This window comes from Clostridium sp. B9 (assembly GCF_050509515.1).
GTDB lineage: Bacteria > Bacillota > Clostridia > Clostridiales > Clostridiaceae > Sarcina.
Genome location: NZ_JBNWKA010000003.1, coordinates 1,601,411 through 1,626,625, shown reverse-complemented (window position 1 = coordinate 1,626,625; position 25,215 = coordinate 1,601,411). Strand labels below are relative to the sequence as shown.

21 protein-coding genes are annotated in these 25,215 nt (G+C 27.7%); 2 read left to right on the top strand and 19 right to left on the bottom strand.

Features of this window, described 5'->3' with window-relative positions:
* Positions 1–123 precede the first annotated feature (123 nt).
* Together ACQZHJ_RS07320 and ACQZHJ_RS07315 are read right to left on the bottom strand one after the other, a co-directional pair.
* Positions 124–633 carry a hypothetical protein gene (locus ACQZHJ_RS07320; RefSeq protein WP_430484890.1) on the bottom strand — a complete coding sequence of 170 codons (510 nt, stop codon included), beginning with the start codon at positions 631–633 and terminating at the stop codon, positions 124–126.
* Positions 634–705: 72 nt separating this feature from the next.
* Positions 706–1,026 (bottom strand): PadR family transcriptional regulator, encoded by a 321-nt coding sequence (locus ACQZHJ_RS07315; protein WP_430484889.1) that lies wholly within the window; start codon positions 1,024–1,026, stop codon positions 706–708.
* A 287-nt stretch (positions 1,027–1,313) separates the two neighbouring features.
* Between ACQZHJ_RS07315 and fliB the strand changes: the two genes are divergently transcribed.
* A complete protein-coding gene (fliB, locus tag ACQZHJ_RS07310) occupies positions 1,314–2,480 on the top strand; it encodes a flagellin lysine-N-methylase (protein WP_430484888.1) in 1,167 nt (388 codons plus the stop codon).
* A 68-nt stretch (positions 2,481–2,548) separates the two neighbouring features.
* Here fliB and amrS read toward each other — a convergent pair whose 3' ends face one another.
* The 4 genes from amrS to ACQZHJ_RS07290 all read right to left on the bottom strand — a co-directional run bounded on the left by amrS (position 2,549) and on the right by ACQZHJ_RS07290 (position 7,536).
* A complete protein-coding gene (gene amrS / locus ACQZHJ_RS07305) occupies positions 2,549–3,454 on the bottom strand; it encodes an AmmeMemoRadiSam system radical SAM enzyme (protein WP_430484887.1) in 906 nt (301 codons plus the stop codon).
* Between the two features lie 39 nt (positions 3,455–3,493).
* The gene (amrA, locus tag ACQZHJ_RS07300) at positions 3,494–4,888 is read right to left on the bottom strand and encodes an AmmeMemoRadiSam system protein A (RefSeq protein WP_430484886.1); all 1,395 of its coding nucleotides are present in this window, start codon (positions 4,886–4,888) and stop codon (positions 3,494–3,496) included.
* A gap of 57 nt (positions 4,889–4,945) precedes the next feature.
* Complete coding sequence (locus ACQZHJ_RS07295; RefSeq protein WP_430484885.1) at positions 4,946–6,532, bottom strand: family 20 glycosylhydrolase; 1,587 nt, start codon at positions 6,530–6,532, stop codon at positions 4,946–4,948.
* Positions 6,533–6,780: 248 nt separating this feature from the next.
* Positions 6,781–7,536 carry an alpha/beta hydrolase gene (locus ACQZHJ_RS07290; RefSeq protein ID WP_430484884.1) on the bottom strand — a complete coding sequence of 252 codons (756 nt, stop codon included), beginning with the start codon at positions 7,534–7,536 and terminating at the stop codon, positions 6,781–6,783.
* Between the two features lie 189 nt (positions 7,537–7,725).
* Between ACQZHJ_RS07290 and ACQZHJ_RS07285 the strand changes: the two genes are divergently transcribed.
* Complete coding sequence (locus tag ACQZHJ_RS07285) at positions 7,726–9,366, top strand: DUF4838 domain-containing protein (RefSeq protein ID WP_430484883.1); 1,641 nt, start codon at positions 7,726–7,728, stop codon at positions 9,364–9,366.
* A 134-nt stretch (positions 9,367–9,500) separates the two neighbouring features.
* On the opposite strand, the gene ACQZHJ_RS07280 is transcribed toward ACQZHJ_RS07285, so the two are convergent.
* From ACQZHJ_RS07280 to ACQZHJ_RS07220, 13 genes are all read right to left on the bottom strand, one after another.
* Entirely contained in the window at positions 9,501–10,262 is a 762-nt protein-coding gene (locus ACQZHJ_RS07280; RefSeq protein WP_430484882.1) for an SDR family NAD(P)-dependent oxidoreductase, read from the bottom strand.
* A gap of 245 nt (positions 10,263–10,507) precedes the next feature.
* Positions 10,508–11,194, bottom strand: coding sequence for a hypothetical protein (locus ACQZHJ_RS07275; protein ID WP_430484881.1), 687 nt, complete (start codon positions 11,192–11,194; stop codon positions 10,508–10,510).
* Between the two features lie 5 nt (positions 11,195–11,199).
* Positions 11,200–11,898, bottom strand: a complete 699-nt coding sequence (locus ACQZHJ_RS07270) for a hypothetical protein (protein WP_430484880.1) — start codon at positions 11,896–11,898, stop codon at positions 11,200–11,202.
* Between the two features lie 27 nt (positions 11,899–11,925).
* On the bottom strand, positions 11,926–12,612 hold the full coding sequence (locus ACQZHJ_RS07265) for a pseudouridine synthase (protein WP_430484879.1): 687 nt from the start codon (positions 12,610–12,612) through the stop codon (positions 11,926–11,928).
* A gap of 488 nt (positions 12,613–13,100) precedes the next feature.
* A complete protein-coding gene (locus tag ACQZHJ_RS07260) occupies positions 13,101–16,274 on the bottom strand; it encodes a DEAD/DEAH box helicase (protein WP_430484878.1) in 3,174 nt (1,057 codons plus the stop codon).
* Between the two features lie 181 nt (positions 16,275–16,455).
* The gene (locus ACQZHJ_RS07255; RefSeq protein ID WP_430484877.1) at positions 16,456–17,652 is read right to left on the bottom strand and encodes a hypothetical protein; all 1,197 of its coding nucleotides are present in this window, start codon (positions 17,650–17,652) and stop codon (positions 16,456–16,458) included.
* A complete protein-coding gene (locus tag ACQZHJ_RS07250) occupies positions 17,653–18,162 on the bottom strand; it encodes an RNA polymerase sigma factor (protein WP_430484876.1) in 510 nt (169 codons plus the stop codon).
* 353 nt (positions 18,163–18,515) lie between these two features.
* On the bottom strand, positions 18,516–19,406 hold the full coding sequence (locus ACQZHJ_RS07245; protein WP_430484875.1) for a hypothetical protein: 891 nt from the start codon (positions 19,404–19,406) through the stop codon (positions 18,516–18,518).
* 94 nt (positions 19,407–19,500) lie between these two features.
* The gene (locus ACQZHJ_RS07240) at positions 19,501–21,366 is read right to left on the bottom strand and encodes a CotH kinase family protein (RefSeq protein WP_430484874.1); all 1,866 of its coding nucleotides are present in this window, start codon (positions 21,364–21,366) and stop codon (positions 19,501–19,503) included.
* 181 nt (positions 21,367–21,547) lie between these two features.
* Complete coding sequence (locus ACQZHJ_RS07235; protein WP_430484873.1) at positions 21,548–22,237, bottom strand: DUF4956 domain-containing protein; 690 nt, start codon at positions 22,235–22,237, stop codon at positions 21,548–21,550.
* A 64-nt stretch (positions 22,238–22,301) separates the two neighbouring features.
* Positions 22,302–22,988, bottom strand: a complete 687-nt coding sequence (locus tag ACQZHJ_RS07230; protein ID WP_430484872.1) for a polyphosphate polymerase domain-containing protein — start codon at positions 22,986–22,988, stop codon at positions 22,302–22,304.
* 230 nt (positions 22,989–23,218) lie between these two features.
* Positions 23,219–24,472, bottom strand: a complete 1,254-nt coding sequence (locus ACQZHJ_RS07225; protein WP_430484871.1) for a sensor histidine kinase — start codon at positions 24,470–24,472, stop codon at positions 23,219–23,221.
* 18 nt (positions 24,473–24,490) lie between these two features.
* A complete protein-coding gene (locus ACQZHJ_RS07220) occupies positions 24,491–25,168 on the bottom strand; it encodes a response regulator transcription factor (protein WP_430484870.1) in 678 nt (225 codons plus the stop codon).
* Positions 25,169–25,215 lie beyond the last annotated feature (47 nt).

The window sequence follows — 25,215 nt, the reverse complement described above, 5'->3', positions numbered from 1 at the left end:
TATTTGATATAATTACCAACAAAAAAATAAGCAATATGAAAAGTATACAACTAATTTCATATTGCTTACTTATATAATCCTAGTATTAACATATTTTTATACTCTTAGTGTAATTTAACTTAATCAATTAATAAAATAATAATATAAAAAAATTAACACAAACACTGATATCATAGATATAAAATACGCTACATTTCTACCAAATTCGCTTTTTACCTTAACAAGTATAAAATAATTAACTAAAGGTTCAATGATACCAATTATAGTAAAAAATAATACTATTCCTAATATACTTATATCAAAGAAGCCTAAAATAAATTTATTAAATAAAATTATTATAATCATTGCTATAAATGAAGATTTTATAGAGTTAAAAATCCATTTTCTCCATGAAAAGCTAGAAAAATATGATTTTATAATATCTGAAATAAATTCTTCTAAATCATCACCTATAACCATATTTATAGGAATATTATTAGTTTGATTTCTATAAAACATTTCTAACAAATCTTCTTTTATTTCTTTACAGTCTCTTTTTTTTATTAACTGCTTCCCCAGTATATCTTCTATTCTATCCATTGCAATATAATATTCTCCTCTTAAAGAATACTTATTAACTTTGCTATTTTCCATACAGCGCTCCTTTTATACAAATAAATTTTAATAATGCTCTAATTAATATTTTTCATCTGTACAAAAATTCTTCTAAGGAATCCAAAGGTTATCTAATGCTTTGGCTATATTATCCCAAGAAACTTTAAACTCATTAAGTTCATTCCTTCCCTCTTCTGATAAAATATAGTATTTTCTACTGGGTCCAATATTAGACTTTCGCTTTGTACCTATTATTAAGTTCTTTCTTTCTAATCTGAGTAATAGTGGGTATAATGATCCCTCCGAAAAGTCATTAAACCCTAATTCTTGAAGTTTAATATAAATTTCATAACCATATGTTTCTTCATTATCAATAATTTTAAGTATAACCCCATCCATAGTGCCTTTTAAAAGTTGAGAAGTAATTGCCATAAGCTAATTTCTCCTTTATCTACCTTGCTATACAATTTAGTAACTATATTGTATAACAAGGTAGATTTTCTTGTAAATATTTCCTGATAAAATTTAAACATTATTAACTTTTAAAGTTATTTGTATAAACAATATTAGGTTTGCCTCTAAATTATATATTCTTAAGGATTTCATAGAGAATTTTAATAATAAAAAATTTATATACCATACTCAATTTAAGTGATAAAATAATAAAGCACGTTAAAAACTAAAATAATTATATTTTATAGACGAAAGATGGTGTTTTTGTGAAAGCAAACTTTTTTATACCTAAGTACATGGAAATATTTAAATGTATAGGTCCTAATTGTACTGATACTTGTTGTGCTGGTTGGGATGTTAATATAGATGAAAATACATTCAATAAATATGAAACTAGTACTAATAAATTAAAAGATTTAGTTAAAGGAAAGTATATTAAGAATAATGAATCTAATGATTCATTTAATTATGGATTCATGGTTATTACCACTGATAATAAATGTCCTTTTTTAAACTCTTCTCTACTTTGTGATATTCATGGAGGATGTGGTGAAGAAAATCTATCAATAACATGCAAAAGATATCCAAGAGTTTTTAATATTATAGATGATGTATATGAAAAAAGCGGAATACCATCTTGTGAAGAAGTTTGTGAATTAGCTTTTAAAAACAAAAATAAAATGGAATTTATAGAAATCGAAGAAGAAATAAATGAAGAAACTATAGAGATACGAAGAGTTATTGATACCGAAGCCTTTGACGGATCTGATAGTCTACTTCAATATTTCTGGGATATAAGAATATGCTCCATAAATATTATGCAAAATAGAGATTTTTCAATAGAAGAACGTTTAAGTTTATTAAAATCTTTCTACTGCAACCTAAAATCTCTAAAATCAGTATTTGATTTCAATGGAATTGAAGATTTATTAGACTCATTAAACCAATCTAACTTTGACTTTTCAAAGTTTTCTAGTAACCATATAAATAGTTCAGAATTAATCTCATCAAAATATTTAAATGATATTACGAGTAATAAGCTAATAGATAGCGTAATTGGAAATAGAATTAAAGATTTACTTAAAGATTTAAAAGTAAATATATCTATATATCATAACAAAACTATTTCTCCAATTCTAATATTAGATGATATAGTTAAATGTAATTCAAAACTTGAAGAATATTCATATATCTTTGAGAATTATTTAGTAAATCAAGTCTTTAAGGATATCATACCATTTAATAAAGGTGAGAACCTAATAGAAAGTATTGATACATTGATAAACTTATACACTTTAGTAAAAGCTTATCTAATACTTGATTATAAGTATTCAAATATAGCTATTTCTGAAGAACAAATCATAAGAGTTATTCAAGCTTTAAGTAAGGATACAGAACATAATAGAGTGTTTAAAGATATATTAGCTCAATAAAAGTTCATATAAGCTAAACTAAAATAAAAGACGCTATACTCATAATTAGAGCTACGGCGTCTTTTATTTTAGTCTTTGTTTAAACAATATGATAATTCATCACTATTTAAGTTTCCTAGATATACTTTATTCAAGTAGTTTTTTAGTAAATTATAAGCCATTTTCATTTCATCTAGTGATGTAGCTCTTTCCGTCATCTTATATCGTGGAAAATATCTTGATACATGAAGAGGAATATCTTTATTTAAGTTACTTAAAAACACACCTACTTCTTCAATGCTTTTGTTATCACAATTTGAATTTGGAACTAATAATGTTGTTACCTCTATGTGCTTTTTTTCATCATTAGCAATAGTAATTGTTCTTTTCACATCTTCTAAAGATCCAAAGCAAAGTTTTTTATAATATTCAGCATTTCCTTTTAAATCAATATTTAAAGCATCTACATACTGTAACAATTCTCTTAAAGGTTCTTCATTTATATATCCATTAGTAACCAAAACGACTTTATGATTTTTATTTTGTTCTTTTATCCTTTTTGCTACATCAATAACATATTCAAACCATATTGATGGCTCATTATAAGTAAAAGCCAATCCAATACTATCTTTTAGGCTTAATGATAACTGAGCTAACTCCTCTTCATCTACGAATCTACTATCTGCTTCATACTGAGATATACTATAATTTTGACAAAAAGAACATTTAAAATTACATCCAAATGATCCAACAGATAGTATATTACTATTAGGATAAAACTCATGTAAAGGCTTTTTTTCAACCGGATCTATTGCCATAGATGTAATCTCACCATAATTCAATGTATATAGTTTCAAATTCCCTTCTATATCTATAGAAGCCTCTCTAACATTGCAAGCACCACGTTTACCATCATCTATCAAACAATTATGTGGACATAGATTACACCTTATTTTCCCTTTTTCATTCTTATAATAACGAGCTTCCCTTTTCATAAAACTCACTCCTTTTTCACAAATTAATATAGATTTATTCTAGCCTTCAATTTCACTAAAACGCTCTACCTTAAATCGCTCTAAGGAATAATTTTCGCCTGGCTCTATGCTTGCTTTATCCATAGCTATCTCTACTTGCTGTTCTTTAGTATTGACACCTTCTAAATTTGGTAGTAATAGTCCTCTCTTAATTCCTGATGTTACTATAACCCCATAATTTTCAGGGTCTAATCCTTCAAAATCAGTTGACTCTGATGGATACAGCAAATCTACAGATATATCAACATCCATTAATTCATCCTTTGTAAGAGGTGGAAATCTAGGGTCATTCAATGCAGCACTTAAAGAGTTCTTTATTATTTCTTCCCCTACAGAATCAGTTGTTGGAGAAATTGTTCCTATACACCCTCTTAGCTCTCCATTTATTTTTAAGGAAACAAATACACCCTTCTTCTCATCCTTAAGTCGTTTATCCTCTAAATCATCGCTTGTTAGCAGTTTACCTTCATTGAAGTATAAATCTAAATTTTTTCTTGCTAATATAGTATAAATATTTCCTTCTTTCATTTTCTCTTTATGCTTCTTCTCTCTTTCACTTATTATCTCTTCATATAAATTTCCACTCTCTTCTTCAAAGTTAAATACTGCATATCCTACACCTAAAGGCCCCTCATAACTTAATTTATTTCCCTTAATCTTTGATGAATTCAAAGCACCTGATAGAATATATAAAGATCTTAATCCACATTCTCCAGCTTCTCTTACCATTTCTCTATCAAGATTAAATATCTCTTTTATCTCACCTTTATAAAGTATATTTACTAACTCATTATCAAATCTTTTTCCTAAAGAATTGTATTTATATGGTCCATCCTTAGTTAATCTGTGAGATAAGTCTCCTGACGCTATGAATACTGCATTTTTCCCAAGTTCATTTACAGCTTCTTTTACTACTGTTCCAAACTTTAATAACTCAATCGGTGAAAGTAATCCATATGTTATGTGAACCAATTTACACTTTCTTTTCTTATCTACATAATATAAGGGAACCATAGCACCATGATCTAAAGATAAATCAATGTTGTATCTTAAAGCAGTACCTTCATCTAAGCCAATAACAGGAACACTTTCTTTTAAAGATAGGTCTATTATCTTATCCGTAAGTTCTAAATCTATTTCATAGTTAAACTTAACATCTGACGCTCCAAAACTACCTAAATCTCCATATATACAATTACTCTTTATAAGTGCTATTGCATCTCTAAAAACAACACCATGAGGTGAAACTATTATTATAGTTTCACCCTCTAAGCTTTCAATATCACTTCCAAGCTTTTTACAAGCATTAATAGTATCAATAACATCATTCTCCCTACCTTTTCCAACCTCAGGTATAATTATAGGTGGATGAGGCATCAAAAAATAACCTTTCATAAAATCAACACCACTTTCTATTAATTCTTATACTTTATTTATAATACTTTATAAAATTTATTGCCATATGCTTTTATCTTTATAATAATTCACCCCTTGATTTTCAAGCCTTGTTCCTTGTGCCTTTAATCTTTCCTTAAACTCTCTAAAGCTTCTACTTGCTTTAGGTGACCATCCTATTTCTGAATATCCTATAAGTCTTGGATATATCATATAATCCATAGCTTTTGTATCTGTTATTGCCTCTGTCCATAATGGAGCTTCTATTCCTAACACTAATTCTTTTGGCGCAAAATCTGTTGGATCCCAATTATAAGCATTTTCTATTGAGTTATACCCACCCCAGTTCAATCCATATGGAGTATTTTCATCATATTGGAAATCTAAATAAGCTTTTTTAGCTATTGATATAACCATCTTCATATTCTTCTTTCTTGCCTCTTCATTGCTATCTTTCCAGTTTTGAAGGACAGTGTTTGAATCTATATTAGATGATGTATCAATAGGATCCCATCCAATTGGTGTTTTACCATACTTTTGAGCTATTTTAGAAACTCTTCCAACAAAATAATCATAATCAGCCTTATTTGTATTATCAGCCTCATCTCCACCTATATGTATATATTTAGATGGTGATATTGTAGATACCTCTTTTATTAAATCATCAATGAACTGATAAGTTTTTTCATCATTTGTCATAAGTGTGCTAAATCCAACCTTAGTTCCTGTATATAGAGCCTTTGGCTTTCCATCAGGATTTAAAAATCCATAAGAAGCAAGAGCTGCATTTATATGACCTGGCATATCAAACTCTGGAATAATCTCAACATATCTATCTTTTGCATAGTTAACTAAATCCTTAAACTCTTCTTGAGTATAATATCCTCCTTTTCCTCCACCGACTTCAGTTTTACCTCCTATATTGGTTAGTTCAGGATATTTTTTTATCTCTAATCTCCAGCCTTGGTCATCACTTAAGTGTAAATGTACTTTATTAATCTTATACTGAGCTGCTAAATCTATTTGTCTTTTTATTTCATCAACAGTAAAGAAATGTCTAGCTACATCTATCATTAAGCCTCTATAGTCATACTCTGGCTTATCTGATATATTTGCAGCTGGTATTATCCAATTTATATTTTCGACCTTAGTATTTTTTTCTATATCAGCAGGTAACATCTGCCTTAATGTTTGAACTGCCCTTGACACTCCTTCTGGCTTATATGCTTTAACTTCAATACTTTCATTAGTTGAAATTATGTCATAGCCTTCATTTCCCAAATCCTTATTTCCACCTATGGTAGTTAGATAAATTGCTCCTTTATTTGTAGGTTCTCCTCTCACTATTTTAATATCAAGTCCTGTTGCCGGTTTTATTTTCTCCTTAAAAAATTCAGCTATCTTATAAAGTTCTTCAGTTTCATTAGAATTATTACCTTTAACATATATAACAGTGTTACTCCCTATCTGAAAACCACCCTCCTTAGCTTCATAACTTAAAGGCTTAGGAATAATGGTACTCGCAGCACTTTGTAAAGATATTGTTTCCACAACTTCCGTTGACCCAGGAATAAATAGATATCCACCTATTAAAATAGCTATTATTGCCATTATATAAGTAAGATTCAAATTACTTTTTTTCATTATCACAATCTCTCCTTTATTAAAACTTATAGCTATTATTTTTTATTCCCAATTTTTAAGATACTATGTAACCATCACTTACCAAATCCTCCATTTTAAGCGAGTGTTGATTTCTATCTATATCTAAAAATCAACACTGATTTAAAATAGAATCTAACTAAAAAGGATAACATAATATTATGTTATCCTTTCTTTAATTAAATTTAATTCGGTTCTTTATTCATTCATATAAGCTTAGCACTGGAATATTAATGAGATAAAAATCTTGATAATGACCTTCTTAAAGATTCATTGAAGAAATCCCAATCATGTCCTCCATCCCATTCCTCATATGTAAAATCAAAATCTTTCTCTTTCATCGCTTCTTTAAATTTAATATTATATTCATATAAAAAATCACTTTTTCCACAAGTTGAATAAATTATAGGTTTTTCATTATTATTTTCTATTCTATTTATCAATTCTGTTATTTCATATTCTGGCTTCCATTCTAAGTTATTACCAAATATAGAATACCAATCATTTTCTTCTAATATTTCACGCTTTGCATCTCCATTTAAAAATTTCTTTAAGTATAAAAATGCAGTTGAGAAAACTCCACAAAAACCATATTGTTCTGGTTTTAAAAGAGCACATCTTAATGATCCATATCCCCCCATTGAACATCCCATAACAGCTGTATCTTCTCTTTTTGAAGATATATTAAATACATTTTCACATATTCTAGGTAGTTCTTCTGTGATATATGTAAAATATTTTGGTCCATATTCCATATCTATATAGAAGCTTCTTTGAACCTCTGGCATAATTATAAAAGCATCATATTGATTTGCATAAACAGAAACCATACTATAATCTATCCAATTGCTTGAATTATCACTTAATCCATGTAAAAGATAAACAACTTTATATTTCCCATCTTTATTAAATTCTTTTGGTCCAACAATTGATATACCAGTATTCATACCTAATACTTGTGAATATATACTTCCTCTCAATCTCATAATGTCTCTTCCCCTTTTCATTGTTGATATAATTTGTGATTTCATATTAATATTTTATCAAAAATTTATTCTACTTATCTATATAAAAACTTCTTATTTTGATAATTATTTTGATAATAACTCACAATTTACTCCACATTATTTTAGTAGTAAAATTAGTTAAACCTTTTAATTTTAGGAGAGACTATTATGAAAATTTGTGAGAACAAAACCTCATTAACATCAATAATTACTACAGATGAAAGTTTAAGAGCAGCCACTATCTTACAAAAATATTTAGAAAAAATAACTATGTGTAAATTTGCTATTTATAATGCAAATTCATTTACAGAAAGCACTTGTTATTCTAATATCTTAAGTCAAGCAAGTGAAATAAATAAAGTCATTTTTAACTTAAGTGATAAATTTAGAGAAAATGGATTTTCTTATTTTATAGAAAGTAAGAACATTCACTTTCTAGCTAAAAATGAACAAGCCTTTGTCTACTCTGTATATGATTTTTTAGATAGAATTATAGGCTGTAGGTTCTTAAGTGCAGACTATGAGTTTATACCTAAAATAACCTCATTAGAATTAGACTTTGAATCCTATTCTTTTATTCCTCCAATTGATTATAGGGAGGTTTACTATAAAGATTTTGAAGATGAAGTCTTTGCTGAAAAGCTTAAAATGAGTACAAGTAAAAAACATGAAGGTTGGGGATTTTGGGCTCATTCTTTTCAAGAATTATTACCCTATTCACTCTATGAAGAACATCCTGAATACTTTGCTCTAATAGATGGAAAAAGAACTAAAAAAGGAGAGCCGTGTTTAAGTAACCTTGAAGTTAGAAAAATAATGAAAGATAATCTTAAAATCTTCATGAGTGAAAAAACAAACTGTAAATATTGGTCTGTAAGTCAAAATGATGACAACTTATATTGTCGATGCTCCAAATGTACAGAAAAAGATACTTACGATGAAAGTCAGATGGGTTCTATATTAGACTTTGTAAATGAAGTTGCTAGCGAGTTTCCTAATAAAGTTATTTCAACTTTAGCTTATTGGTATTCTAGAAAGCCACCAAAACATACAAGACCACTTTCTAATGTTCATATAATGCTTTGCAACATAGAAGCCAATAGAGGTCTCTCTATAGAAACTGATCCAAGTAATAAAGAAGTTAGAGAAGAACTTTTAGGTTGGTCAACTATATGTGAAAATATATCTCTTTGGGATTACAACATACAATTTGCTAACTTAGTTAGTCCATTCCCAAATCTTAGAACACTAGGTCCTAATATGAGATATTTTGTAAAAAACAATTTAAAGCTTTTATTTAGTCAATGTAACAGAGAATATGGTGGAGAATTTTCAAAACTTAGAGGATATATTTTGGCTAAATTAGCTTGGGACCCAGAATGTGATGAATTTTATCATATGAAAGACTTTTGTGAAAAATATTACGAAGCTGCAGCTCCTTATATATTAGAATATATAGAGCTTCTGCATAACTCACAAGAAAGATTTAATGAAAGACTAGATATATTTCATGGCCCTAAAAATGCAAAAGATACTTATTTGTCATTAGAACTATATACTAAATACAATGATCTATTTGATAAAGCTTGTAATTCAGTACTATATAATAAAGATGTACTTCTTAGAGTACAAGAAGCAAGACTTCCTCTATATTATTCCGGAATAGTATTAAAGTATGGAACAGAGGAAGAACAATTAAAGAATATTAAAGAATTTGCTAAAATAGCAAAAAGTACAGGATTAGAAAAAGTTGAGGAATGGACAATCACTGTTGAGGAATTTTTATATGATTCTTTAGCTAATTTATAGACTAGTATCTATATCAAAACTTAACAATAAAACTTGCAAGCATATTCCTATAATTACCAGATGTAATTCTTACTGTTTGCAAGTTTTATTTTAAAATTACTTTGACACAAGACTTTTTTCTTAATCTTCAAATCTTATATAACCACAGCTCCATCTACTGATAATATTTCTCCACTTATATAACTTGCCATATCTGAGGCTAAGAATAAAAAGGTGTTTGCAATATCTTCTGCTTCTCCAATTCTTCCTAATGGTATATTTTTAGCTATTTGATCTATTATATTTTTATCTAAAGCAGCTACCATATCTGTAGCTATTACTCCTGGTGCTACTGCATTTACCCTTATTCCACTTGCCCCTAATTCTCTTGCCAAAGACTTAGTTAATCCATTTACGGCAAACTTAGATGTAGGATATCCAACACCAGTCTTTTGACCATATAAACTAACAACTGAACTTGTATTTAAAATTACACCCGACTTTTGATTTTTCATTATTTCTACTACTGCCTTACTACAATTAAACACTCCTTGTACATTAATATCCATTATCTTAGCAAAATCTTTAGATTCTTGATTAAAAATTGGTTTATTATCACTTACACCTGCATTATTTATAAGTACATCTATTCTTCCCCATTTATCCATAACCTTATTAACCATGTCATTTACAGAGTTCTCCTCTAATAAGTTTGGATAAAATCCAATAACATTATAATTTGAATTAATATTACTTAACTCATTTAAAGCTTTATCAACAGTTTCTTTCCTTGAACCACATAAAGCAACCTTTGCACCACAATCAAGAAACTTCTTAACAGTAGCAAATCCAATACCTCTAGTGCCTCCTGTAACAATAACAACTTTATTTTCAATACTTTTTGATAAAATATCCATAATAGTCACCTCTTCAATTAATAGATTATCTAATACATTCAATATCCTTTAGTTAATCATCCCTTATTTATATATTAATACAATACCCCTGTAAATTATTCTAAACAATATATAAAATATATTAAACTTTTCTATCTCGAACATTAAATTAACCAATAATTTCTTTTAAAATCAGATAAATTGCTTATATATTGTTCTTTTATTTCAAAAAATCATATATTTAAAGAAAAGCCTTATGAAGTAAACTACTTCATAAGGCTTTTCTTTACCATACTAATTTTTATAAATTTAATTATAGCAAATATATAAAATATAATACTAAATATACTAATTATAGAAGTAAAACCAATAGACTCTATTAGGCTTGCTCTACGTATAACAACTATATAATATATGTTTAATAATGAGACCAATGAAAGAATCAGACCTGATAAAACAAACTTTATTTTATCTGATTTATTCAAATTAAAATTAATTCTTCTTTCACTATTTGACTTAAATCCAATTAAGCTTAACATGAAAAATAATAATCCAAAACTAATAAAGTTTAATTGCCCCACAATCTCCTGCATTAAGTATTCTGGTTCATTTATAATAATATTAGCATTGTTATCCGGTATATATTTAACTCTAACTTTAGTTCCAATAGGATCTCTCATATCTAAAGATGTTTGATTACTAGTCATTATAACTCTAAATATCTCTCCATCATCATTTACTTCTACAACAGGCGAATATACCTCTCGACTTCCACCTTTCATCCTTGCAGTTTGTTGATCAAAAGATACTATTTCTCCTATATTCTCTTTTCCCATAACTTGAACATAAACTATATTTCCGATATCTGACCCTATGATCAATATTGCAAGCATAATAAAAAATATAGTAAACCCATTACTAGGCTTTTCTACTTCCCTTCTCCCATAATACATAAACTCTACCCCTTATTTTCAAATTCTTTTCCAACCTTATTAACTCTAAATAGTCTAACTATTGAAACTATATAAAATATCAAAAACCCTAAATTAAAAAGTGATGGAACTATATTCAAACTCAATATATTATCTTTTATAATCATAATTTGATAATATATTGATAATATAGAAACAATACAAATTGGTATTCCTAATAATATAAATTTAACTCTTTCCCGCTTTTTTATATTAAAGTTTAATTTCTTTTTTGTTTCTCCATCAAATCCTAATATATTCAACATTTGAATACATATACTAAAACTCAAAAATAGTAAAGGTCCTAAAACCATTGGAACCATATAATCTGCTTCATTTATAATAAGCTTTGCCCTGTTATTTATCATATATTTAACTCTCACCTTCGTTCCAATAGGCTCATAAAAATTCGAATTACTTTGATGTATATTAGCTACAACATTGAATACATAGCCATTCTCATCAACTTGAATAACAGGTGCAAAAATATTATACTCTCCATTTTTCCCTTCTAAAGTCCTCTTATCTATTGAAACTATCTCTCCAACTTCACTTTTTCCAAAAGCTCCTACATAAGCTATATTTCCAACATCAGATATAACGTATACTATAGTTATTATCAAGAAAAATATATTGAACCTTTTCATAACTTCATTTTTTTCTTTAACACTAACCTCTCCACTCATTCAAAATCCCCTTACATTAAGCAGTTTTTAATTTATTAAACTTTCTAGCTCTTCAATTTCTTCTTTACTTATGTGTCTCCATTTACCATACTCAAGGTTATTTAAAGTTATGTTAACCATTCTAACTCTTTCTAGCTTAACTACATTATATCCAAATACTTTACTCATTCTTCTTATCTGTCTATTTAATCCTTGAGTTAAAATTATTGAATATGTGTTTTCATTTATTCTCTTTAGTTTACAAGGTCTTGTAACTTGTCCTAATATTTCAACTCCACTTTCCATCTTTTCTATGAAATCATCATAAAAAGGCTGATTTAAGGTTACTATATACTCTTTTTCATGATTATTCTCTGAAGCTAAAACTTGATTTGCTAAATCTCCATCATTAGTTAATATAATAAGTCCTTGTGAGTCCTTATCAAGCCTTCCAATAGGAAATATATAATCATCTATTCCTAAATAATCTATTATATTATCTTTAACATCTTCTGCAGCTGTACAAACAACCCCTACTGGTTTATTTAAAGCTATATAAATCTTTTCTTTAGGAACTAATGGTTTCCCATCAAGAAGTATTTCATCGCTTAACTCAACCCATTGCCCCTCAATACAAGGCTTTCCATTTACAATTACTCTACCTGCTCTTATTATCCTGTTCGTTTCTTTTCTAGAACATATCCCAAAATTACTAAAAAGCTTATTTATTCTCATTAAATCTAACTTATTCCTTTCATCTTATGTTATTATTTATCTATTTGGAATTCAATCCATATATTATTAATTAATTGTATCAAAAATTTAATAATAATATCTACTAATATATTTAAAATGTAACTAAACGTTAAAATACTTCTATTTCCTATGTACTTTAGAATATAATTCATATTTAATTTGTTTATGTATTAACAATAGAGTATAATAAATTTATAGTATATAAAATTTATTCCATACATAACAGAGTATGGTTATACTATAACTTTTCGGATTTTCTGATAACCTGCTTTTTATATTGTATTTTTTCTAGCAAATAACCTTCTTTGCTAAGGAAACCAGCGTGGATGATTTTTATGAATAATAAGTACAAGTTTTTGCTTGTATCTTACTTCTTAAACTCTCTCTTGCTTGTTTGCCACCAAATACGGATAATTGGTAAGATTAGAGAAAAAAGCTAAGACGTTAACCTGTCTTAGCTTTTTTGTTTACTCAAATAATTTACTTATTTCATCCTCAGTAAGACGTTTTAACCCCTTACCATCCATAGCTTTTCCATCCATCAAACTTTGAATTAACTCTCTTTTATCTTCTTGCATAAGAACTATTTTTTCCTCTATAGTGTCTTTTGCTACTAATTTTATTACTTCAACTTTATTTTCTTGTCCAAATCTATGAGCTCTATCTGTAGCTTGATCTTCCACAGCTGGATTCCACCAAGGATCAAAGTGAATTACTACACTAGCAGAAGTTAAGTTTAATCCAACTCCACCTGCTTTTAATGATATTAAAAATACCTTTATATTATCATCTTCATTAAATCTTTTAACTCTTTCTACTCTCTCCTTAGCTGAAGTAGCTCCATCTAAGTATAATAACTCTATTCCTTCTTCTTTAAAATCTTCTTCTATTTTCTTTAATACAGAAGTAAATTGAGAGAATAAAAGTACCTTTTTATTTGATTCAATAGCATTTAAAACTATTTCCTTAGCTACAATAAACTTTCCTCCAACACCATTATATTCATCAACTACTAAGGCGGGATCTAAGCAAATTTCCCTAAGCTTAGTTAAGTATGAGAATAGATTTATCTTTTCCCCAGATTTCATTTTTTCCTTTAATAACTTAATATAAGATTTATAAACCTGCTTCTGTTTACTCTGCATTTCTACTAGATATTTTTTCTCTAATTTCTCTGGTAGTTCACTTAAAACATCTTCTTTAAGTCTTCTAAGAATAAATGGAGTTATTAATGTCTTTAACTCATCTAAGTTGCTTTCATCTTGTATAAAACGCTCTCTAAATCTTTCTTTTGTGAAAAGATATCCTGGCATAACAAAATCAAATATTGACCAAAGTTCAAGTAGATTATTCTCTATAGGAGTTCCGGTTAAAGCAATATTACACCTAGATTTTATACTTTTAACTGATAGTGTTGCCTGTGCTTCTGGATTCTTTATATTTTGTGCTTCATCTATTATGAAGTAATCAAAAGTTACATCCTTATAAGCTTCCTCATCATTTTTAAGAGTTCCATATGTAGTAAGTAAAATATCATACTTCTCATATTTCTTTGATTTACCATCTTCAACTTTTATTCCAAGACTTCTTTTAAAATCATTTAAAACCTTATCTCTTTTATATTTACTTCCATGAATCATTCCTATATTTAAAGAAGGTGCAAACTTTTGAAACTCATCCATCCAGTTATATATAACTGAAGTTGGTACAACGATTAAACTCTTACTTTTCTTTTGAGATAATAAAAAGGCTATAATCTGAAGGGTCTTACCAAGCCCCATATCATCTGCTAATATTCCTCCAAAGCCCAATGCTGTAATTTCATTTATCCACTTAAATCCCTCTTTTTGATAGCTTCTTAACTCCGCATTTAAAGCCTTAGGAACTAACTTTCTCTTAAACTCCTTGTTAAGTAGCTTTTGTACTACTTCTTGAAGAACTTTTCCACCTTTTATAAATCCCAAACTTCTATCCTTCAGTTTTTCTTGTATATATAAAACCTTATTTTTATCTATATCAATCTCATTATCATTAATATTGTCTAATCCTAAGTCCTCTAAAAGATTTAAAAATTGTACCATTCCTGGATCTTCTAAATCCAAGTAGCTTTTTCTAGTTTTATAAAACTTAGCTCCATTTTTCATTGCATCTATACTTTCTCTAAGTTCCCTTATTTCAAAATCTCCAAAGTCAAACTTTAATTTATAGAAGTTTGAAAACTCCTCTAATTCAGAAACAATAATAGATGAATCTATAATTCTAAGTTCTTGTAATTCTGGTGATAATCTAATTTCACCAATCTCTTTTAACCTTTTAAATCCCTTTGATAACACTTCAAATAGATCTTCTTCTTTTCCAATAAAGCAAAAATCCTGTTCTCTTTTTATAAACTTAAATCTTTCTAATAGAAAATCTATATACTTTTCTTTACCTAAATCTCTTAAAAAGCTCTTGTCCCTTTCATCCCGTATTAAATCAATAATATAACCACAGTAATCTACCTTTACATTGCAGTATATATTTCCTTTATTCTTATAAAAATAAAATGTTGATTCCATAAGCTTTTCTTTAAAATTTCTTATGCCTTCATCTAAAACAATATTTTTGCTTATATTTTTTAGTTCTTCTAAAAGAGTTTTTAATATTTCCAAAGACTTTTTATAGACAATAGCATTATTCTTTAAAAACTGTTTATATAGTGGAATATAATACTCTAGCTGTCTCTTTCTTGGAAGATATATATTCCTATCAAAAAGCATAACATCACCAGAATTATTTAAAACTACTGGAAATTTTTTATGATGGCTTAGCACAAATCCTTCCTTGCTCTCTTTAAGCGTTAAGGATACAGGTACATTCTCCATTTTTACCTTAACTTCATAGTTTATTGAATTATGATTAAAATTTATTTTTTTCTTTTCATCAATTAATTTAAGTAAATCCCTAATATGATTTTGTCTAAGCTTTAGGTATCTTCCACTTATCTTATCTCTATTATCCACAATAAACTCTATTATCTTTTTATCTTCTTTTAAGAAATCATCCTTTATAGGATTGTATGTAAAGTTATCATTGAACTTTAACTCCTTCTTAAGACTGCTTTTATATAAGAAATCATTTAAGTCTAATATTAAAGTAGGAGTTCCTGCCCCTATTCTAAATTCACAGTTAAAGAATTGAATACCTTCTTGTTTAAGATGTTTTATGTTTAAATCTAATGTAAGGTATCTCTTACCTTCATTTTCTATTTTTTTATTATTATCTTTTAAGACTTGCCCTTTTGTACTCTGTTTTTCATTTTTAGCCATAGTCCTTTTCTTAGCTATAGAATAAAAGGCATCTCCTGTAGCAGCTATATGTTTACAAACATAATTTCTAATATGCTGACTATTTTCTTTAAAAGTTTCACAGCTACACTTAACTCCAATAACCTCATCAGTTTTCATATTTATCTTTATGTGAGTATCATACTCCCAATTCTTATCATCGTTAAGAACTCTTCCATATATGTGGTAAATTCCATCTATGCTTTTTCCCTTTATATCTTTTATGTACGATTCTTTTATTAACTTTTTCCCCTGCTCTCTAGTAAAGCTAGAAGTTCGCCTTACTAAGTTTTTCATTACACTTTCTAAATTCAAAGGCTTAACCCTCCTTACTTTTTCATAAGGATATTCTAACATACTTATATAATAAGCTCCAATTATAAGTAATTAGCCAATAAACTTAACACTTATAAAATACTATTAAAATAATTATAGCCAAGACCGCACTCTATACTGAAGTCTTGGCTTTTAATTATTTTATACTAATCTAAGTTTATTAATTTTCAGCTTTGAAGAATTTAACTCTATCTATTGTTTTTCTATCTGGATTCTCTATTTCTAAAGTAAACTTATCTACATTGTCAAAAGAAGAAATCCCCTGAAATGTTCCGGTTATTCTATCTCCTCCTTCTATAGTTTCAGCACTACATTCATACATTTTATGTTCTTTTCCATTTTCATCAATAATCTTCATTTTCTGAAGTATAGCTTCATAGTGACCTGGAACTAAATAATCTAAATTCATAAATAATCCAGTAGGAACTGCTTTTACTTCATTTATAATTATATTAGAGGATTCACTCTCATGAAAATATAAAATATCTTCAGTTTTCTTAAATTTATCATCTAAGTCAACTGTAAAATCCCAATCTAAATTTGTTTTATACAGAATTCTATCAGTAGACGTTCTGAATACTAACTCTCCAATTTCTACTTTCATTTTATTCATTTTAGGAATTTCTCCACTAGTTGAAGCAAATCTAAAATTTAAATTTACTTTTCCCTCTTTAGCCTTTATATTGTCTGCTTTAAATTCAGACATACCAATCAAACCAGATTCTCCATCTTTACTTATAATAGTCCCATCTTCAGCATATAAAGATATATCGCAATATACCATCTTGTTATCTTCCTCTAACTTTAAAAGTTCCTTGGCATCTTTAACATCTATTTCAAAGTCTAAAATGATATTGCTACTATCAACTAAAACCTTACTTAAGCTCATATCAAAGTCCTTAGTAACAATGTCTTGATCCGTTACCTCTTGAATATAATTATTGTTTATAGCACTTTCAATTCCTGCATTATTAAAGAATAACTTATTTATAGTTGCTCTAACTGGAGTTGATAATCCTATTAAAGTGACTAATGATAACCCTGCCGCTATTCCTATATACTTTCTCTTATTTGACTTTCTTCTAGTTGTTCTATTTTCTTTATTACTCCTCTCATCTACCATACTAACTACATTTCCCTCTAGCTTATTTACTTCCTCTTCTTTATCCCCTAAACGTTCTTTTATATCATTATTCTCATTTAAAACCTTTGTATTGTATTCCTCACCTCCACTATTTTCTTTACTATTTCTTTTTCTTATTTCATCAAAAGCTAAGTTAACCTTATTTAAAACACTTTTTGGCACTTCAGAATTATCATTTTTTAAGTTTAATAAGTCTTTTTCTAAATTATCCATCTACTTTACCCCCTTACTAACACCATAAAACTCTCTTAGGTCACTTCTCGCCCTACATAATCTAGATTTTATTGTCCCTTCCTTTTCATCTAATATAGAGCATATTTCTTTCACACTAAAACCCATAATATAGTACAGTGTAATTGCAACCCTATAATCTTCTTTTAATTCATTTATAGCTTCATTAAGTTCTAAATTTTTAAATCCATTATCCTTATAAGTCAAGGTATTTACATCATCTAATGATATAACCTTTCTATTTTTACTTATTATATAATTACACCTATTTATTAAAATCCTAACTAACCATGTATTAAAATACTTTGGTTCCTTAAGTGTATGTAGCTTTTCATAAGCTATCATTATTGTTTCCTGCAAGGCATCCCCTATATCATTATCATTTTTCAATATCGCTCTTCCAGCTTTATACAACTGTCCAGTCGACTTCTCTATAATCTCTATAAAGGCCTCATGATCGCCTTTTAACGCCTTTTCTATAAGAACCTGCATCTCCTTATACTCCCCCTTAAATTTCTTTAGTTCGAACTAAAATATTTTATCTTTAAAACCTTTTACACCTATTAGATAAGTGAACCCTAAAAAAGGTTGCATATATTTTTTAAAAACTTTCATTCTATTTTATCAGTTAAAATTCTTATTTAATAAAATACTAATTATATTAAATAAACTTTAATATAACTTAATAATCATGAATGTCTGTATAAATAGCCAATAAGCACGCTTTACGAAATTAAGCTAGTTATGAATATGTATTTGAAATAAATGCTTAAGAATATACTATCAATAAAATAATAAAGAGCCAGCATGAAACCATACTAGCTCTTTATTATTATTATTATATTCTATTCTGGAAACTCATTACATATCTTTAAACTTTGCTTTCCTGCTTCTATTACTTCATCAAAGATATCCTTATATTGCCTTGGAAAAGACCCTATTATATCTTTAGTCATCCCTCTATCTAAAACTGTATAGTTAAAATGATCTTTGTCAGCAGCATTTCTATAAGTATATACCCAATTATCACCCAACTCACTTTCAGAAGCTCCTTTAGAAAAATTATCATATATCTCTTTTATAGAGCTACCATTTACATCATATCTATTAACCATAATTCCATATTCATAATCATCACTTCTAAATGATAATGTACTAATTCCAACCTTAAAATATTTCTTTGATAAGTTTAAAAAGTTAGGATACTTAACTATAAACCCCGGCAATACAACAGTATTAAAATGCCAATCTCCGTACATATCGCCTTTTTCTAAAGGATTTTTACCAATTAAAAATCCATAAGTATCACTTTTTTCTTTTTCAGCCTCATAATCAGTTACAGGTTCCAACTCTAACATAGGTTCATTAGTTTCGCCCATGTTTTTAGGAATAACTAATCTTATTATCTGATTTTTATCTCCAATTTCTAGTTTTTCTCCATTTAGCTCAACCTTATAACCTTCATCTTCCTCTTCTGGATAATGTGAGTTTCTTTCTTTTTCATTCAAATCAAAATCTTTTTTATCTTCTTTATATTGATTATACTTATTTTCAATAGAGTTATTATCTATAATCTCTGAGCCACTATAATCAAAAATCCCATTTATATTATTTGCACTATCTTGTATAAATTTTTCTGTTATTTCATTAAATGATACATATGCATGTCCAGTAATAGCGCTATTTACTCCTCCTATTAAAGTAACTAAACTTATAAAAATCTCAAATATTTTCAAATTATCCCCCCCAATATTTACTTAAATTAATACTAACATAATATTTATATTTTTACATTAACATATTAATTTAGCTTTTATTGGAGTTACAATCTTAATATTTCTTTCTTTTGTATTTCACTACAAAAATCATGCTAATTAATAATATCCCTCCAAATATCCCCATAAAAATATACATTACTTTATTTATATTAGAATTTTGAAGTTTATTTCTCATATCATCTTGTGGTATTCCATTTCCCATATTAGGGTTTCCCATTTGATTTATATTTTCATTTTTTTCCTCATTCATATTCCCTACATCATTATTTGCATTAACACTCTTATCATTTTTATTAGCATTAAAAGCTCCTTGATTTTCTTGATTTACACCATTTTTATTTCCCATATCGTTTGGAGCCTTACCCATATTTTGCTGACCTAATGCTTGTAGATTTAAGGTTGTACTAATTGATCCATACTCTGCTGAAGGTTGTTCACCTTTTAGCTGTGCCTCAACACTCTTCGTTCTATCTTCACCAAAAACTAATAACTCTTTAACTCCATTTTTATATTCATCATAAGAATAAAAAGCTGTCTGATCTTTTTTAACATAATCACTAGTCAACTTATCATAAGTTAATACTGTATTTTGGAAATTTCCACTATTAAAATACCCTTCTGCTATTTCACTTAAATAGTCATGATATTTTTCTTTATATTCTTCGTTCTCTAAAAGCTTTCCTATAAGAGGTGAATTTTCTAAACTACCTGTAACAGGTGAATCTATAGGAAAATTAACTGCCCTACTTCCATCATTTACTGAAAATCCTCCAAAAGACATATTTAAATCCCAAGGAAGTATTTCACAAACTCCATTATTTTCATAAAGATAATAATTGTGATACATTCCTCCAGAATAACTATCTAAATTTACTAAGAAAGTATTTACCGCAAAATATTTTAATACCTCATCTACATTAAGATATTTCTCAATATCTCCTCCCTCATTTAAACTTTTCATCATTTCAACTACATTTTCAAAATCTTCATCAGTAGTCTCTTTAAAAACCGCACTGTCTCTTAGCAATGAATAACTCTCTATATTATCATCTATATATTTAAAATCTGCACCTTCAGTATTTTGACCCATTCCTCCTGGACCTTTAGCTTTTCCACCATTACCTTCACTTGTCGCATTGTTTATCCCATTAGGAGGCATTGGTCTATCTCCCTTTTCTCCATTAGGTAATTCTGGTGGATTTCCCATTCCGCCTAAATCCTGATTATTTACCTCCATAGGCATTTGATTTTTCTCATTATCGCCCTTATTTCCTGCTCCTACTCCCATTGTTTCAGGCTTATATAAATTTCCTTCATTAGTCCCATAGTTCTTTTCAACAAACCTTTCATCTAATACTTCAACTGCTAAATAAAGTCCCCAATCCTCTCCATTTATCTTTATATCAGAATAAGAGTATTCTGGAGTTGGTATTCCTAAGAATTCATATACATCATAAGAGATTGCCTCCTTCATATATGTTGTGTCAGATATATTGTTATTTAAAGCTAATTTTCTTATTCCATGATAAGTTTGTCCATCAACATACTCACCAAAATCAAGCTTTAAACTATATCTATCAGTTGTACCATCATTAGCTACTGATGATAAACTTGAATTTCCTTTTGGCCTAACCCCAACATTATAAAAAGTTTCCCCATTTATTGTTACATCAGCACTTCTATACTCTTCATCTGTAGCATTTTCAATAAGCCAATTCCAATCACTTTCATCAATTTTGATATTTATATCAGTTATAGTATCTTTATCTAGAACCTCTTCAACATTATTTTCTATGTTGTTAGAAACAGTTTCTATAGCATCTGTTGAATTTATAGAAAACATAGATACAAAAACAAATATTACTGCTAAAAAAATACCTATTATAGAAATATATTTACTACCTTTATCACTTATCAACCTAATTCACTCCTTTTAATTCATGGCTCAGTTTTATTTTCTAGCTATATTTTCAATTCTATAAATCAACACTTTTTTTTGAAACATAGCCTAATTTATTTAAGACTTTTAACAGATTTATATATTGGTGTAAAGTTAAAGGAGAGAATATTATGTTAAATACACTCTCCTTCCCCTTATATTAAGCCATATAATCTCCGTTATAACTTACTAAAACAGCATTTGAAACACCTTTTATTTTAGATACATCATTAACAAAACTTGCTGTTATATCTTTTAGCTTTACTTCCATTGTTATCTCAATTCCATTTGAAGGAGATACTGTTTTAGACTTAACACAATATCTATTTACATTTTCAGAAATCATATTAACTACATCTTTTTCGCTAAGGTCATTCTCACAATTAACAACTAATATATATGGATTATCAGTCATCTTCTTATTTGCAAATAGGACCATAACTATTCCTATAAAAACAGCTCCTAAAACTGCTAATGGTATAAGTCCAGCTCCTAAAACTATTCCTTCACTTATTGCCCAAAATAAAAATGCAATATCCATAGGTTCTTTTATAGCACTTCTAAAACGAACTATAGAAAGAGCACCAACCATACCCAGTGAAAGAACTACATTAGATGTAACTCCAAGTATAATTAATGTTGTTATTAATGTAAGTGCTAATAATGACATTGCAAAGGTTGATGAATACATAACTCCTTTAAAAGTTTTCTTATAAACCTGCATTATAAATAGTCCAACAGCTAAAGAAAGTGCCATTGCTATAAACATGTCCAAAAACGATATAGATGTCATTTTATCAACAAAACTTGATTTAAATACATCACTAAAATTAATTGTTTGATTATTCATTTATATTCCCTCCAAATTTTATTTAACTTTATTAAAAATCAATACTTAAAATATAATCCTTAAATTATCCATATATCCTAGAAGCTGCATACTTTGAAATAGCTGATGCTCTTCTGTCATTAGTTTGAATAATATCTTGAATTATTTGTGGCAAAAACTCATCAAACTTAACTTCAAGAACTATTATATTATTATCAATAGCCTCTATTGTTGGTAGATTCTTATCAAATATGTTACGACTACATATTCCAGTGCGTATCTTTTTATCAAAGGTTATTCTCACATTACCTGCCTTATATATATAAGCTTCTCTAGTATAATCAACTATACTTCTACCTCTTAATAAATCGCTCTTAATCTTAGAATAAAATTCAACAAATAATGCCTTCTTACTTTCTCTAAGAAAATCAATATCTCCTCTAATAATATTTTCACATTCTTCCTTTGTGATTAGCTCACTTTCTTTTGAACAAAGTCCATTAATCTTAGATTTTTTTTCTAACTTGATAAAAGAATAATCATCATTATAAAACCTTATACGAAATTTTTCTCTAAAGTTTATTCCATTTATCTTCTCCATAAGAACCTTGTCCTTATAATTATCAAAATATAAACTTCTTATTTTATACTCCTTATTTGTATTAGCATTCTTATCAAGATTCATAATCTGTATCAATCTATTTTTTATGGCTATGTAATCTGACTGATTTATATAATGTTTAATTTCATGCCTAAACTTTTTATCCTTCACTATTTTCACCTCCACTTCCTCTTACAAATTTTATTATATATATCTAACCTTAACGTTACCTTAACGCAAACTATATATCCTATTGATAAAAAATATCTTTAAGCTAATATTGATTTTATAACTTACTCATAAACTAAAGTGATTTTAGAGACTAACTTTACCCTAAAACAAAAAAGTCTTTAAAGTTGTATTAAAATACCAACTTTAAAGACTTTTTATTAGACACTATTTTAACTCATTGATTTTGGAACTATAAGTTCAAATTTTGTTCCCACACCGTACTCTGAATATAAATTTACTTTAATACCAAATGTGTTGCTAATTGATTTAAGCAAACTTAAACCTATTCCACTTCCATTTATATTCTTTCCTCTAACATCTGCACTTCTAAAAAATCTATCAAAAACACGATTTTTGTCCTCTTCTTTAATACCTATACCTGTGTCACTTACAGTTATCTTTATAGTCCTATTTACTTCATGAAAGCTTAAGCTTATATCATCACTTTCTTCTGTATATTTAAAAGCATTTTCAAGAAGTATTATTATTACTCTTTTAATCTTACTATAATCCCATTTTACCATTACTGCATGTGTAGGACTTTCAATATGGAATTTTTTATTCTGAACCTCAGCTAAATCTAAATAAAATCCACTTAAATCTTCAACTAAAGTTTCCAACTCAAATTCTGAAATATTTGAACTACTATCTATATCCTCTTTTGATAAAAGTAATAGATCACTATTTAATTTTTCTAGACTTCTAACTTCACTCATCATTTTAGAAATATGTTCAAATTTATCTTCTATAGTATCATTCCAAGAATTTGCTAAAAGCTCTAATTTTCCTTTAATAACTGCAAGTGGAGTCTTCATTTCATGTGAAGCATCTTGTACAAAGAAAACCTGTTTATCATAAGCTTCTTTAATAGGTTTTATGACCTTAGATGCTAATACATAAGAAAGTATAAGAGCAATTCCTATTAAAATTATTAAAGCAATTAATATGGTCTTTATTAATTGGCTTATTGATTGAATTTCCGAGTCTACATTAATAAGAAGTTCAACCTTGATATTTCCATTTTTTATACTTACCCCTCTAAAATTGTAACCATTATAAGTTATTTTTTGAATTTCTTCAGTTGATTTTTCCGTTAATTTTGGTAATTGTGTTTCATCAAAATATGGGTTTCTATTCATACCATAAAGATTACCATTTATATATTCTATAGCTATAATATTTGGTGGTGTTGGAGGTATATTTTGTATATGTGCATTAAAATTACTTTTATTTACTAATGGATTAAAAATAATTTCAAACTTTTCTTTTTCCTTAATTAATCCTTTATCTACTTCATTAAATACTCTAGATGAATATAGTGTAACTGTTATTATTGAAAAAATTAAAAGACAAAAAAACACTATACTCACACTAATTAAAGCAACACTTCTTTTGGTTTTATAAAAAATATCTCTTCTTTTCATTACTAACTCCTAAAAACTTTAAACTCTTTCATCAATTAAGTATCCCATTCCTCTTTTGGTTACAATATACTTATCATATCCAAATGGACTTAATTGCTTTCTAAGTCTACTCATATAAACTTCTATTATTTCTGTTGATGCATCACTATTATACCCACAAATATTATCAAAAAGTTGTTCCTTAAATAAAACAACCCCTTTATTCATAACTAAATATTCTAATAAACTGAATAATTTTTCATTCAATTCTAATTCTTGCTCCTTAATAAAAGCCTTTTTAGTCTTTAAGTTTATTTCCATATCTTTAAATTGAATTGTACTTGAATCCTTAATCTTTCCTAAGCTCTTTAATATAACATTTATTCTAGCTTTAAGTTCTTCCATATAAAAAGGCTTTGTTAAATAATCATTAGCTCCTAAATTAAATGCCTTTAATTTATCTCCTAACTCCTCTTTAGCAGTTAAAACTATAACTCCAGTATTTAATACCTTTTTTGATATAAAACTCAACACCTCCATTCCACCAGCTCCTGGAAGCATAAGATCTAAAATAACAATATCATAATAATATGTTTCTAATTCATAAATGGCATCTAATCCATTATAAACACACTTTATTTCCATATCACCTTCTAAATACGCTTCAATATTTTCACTAATTTTTATATTATCTTCAACAAGTAATGCTTTTATCATATTATTTCCTTTCCCCTATATTCAAATTCTCATATGTTACAATGTAT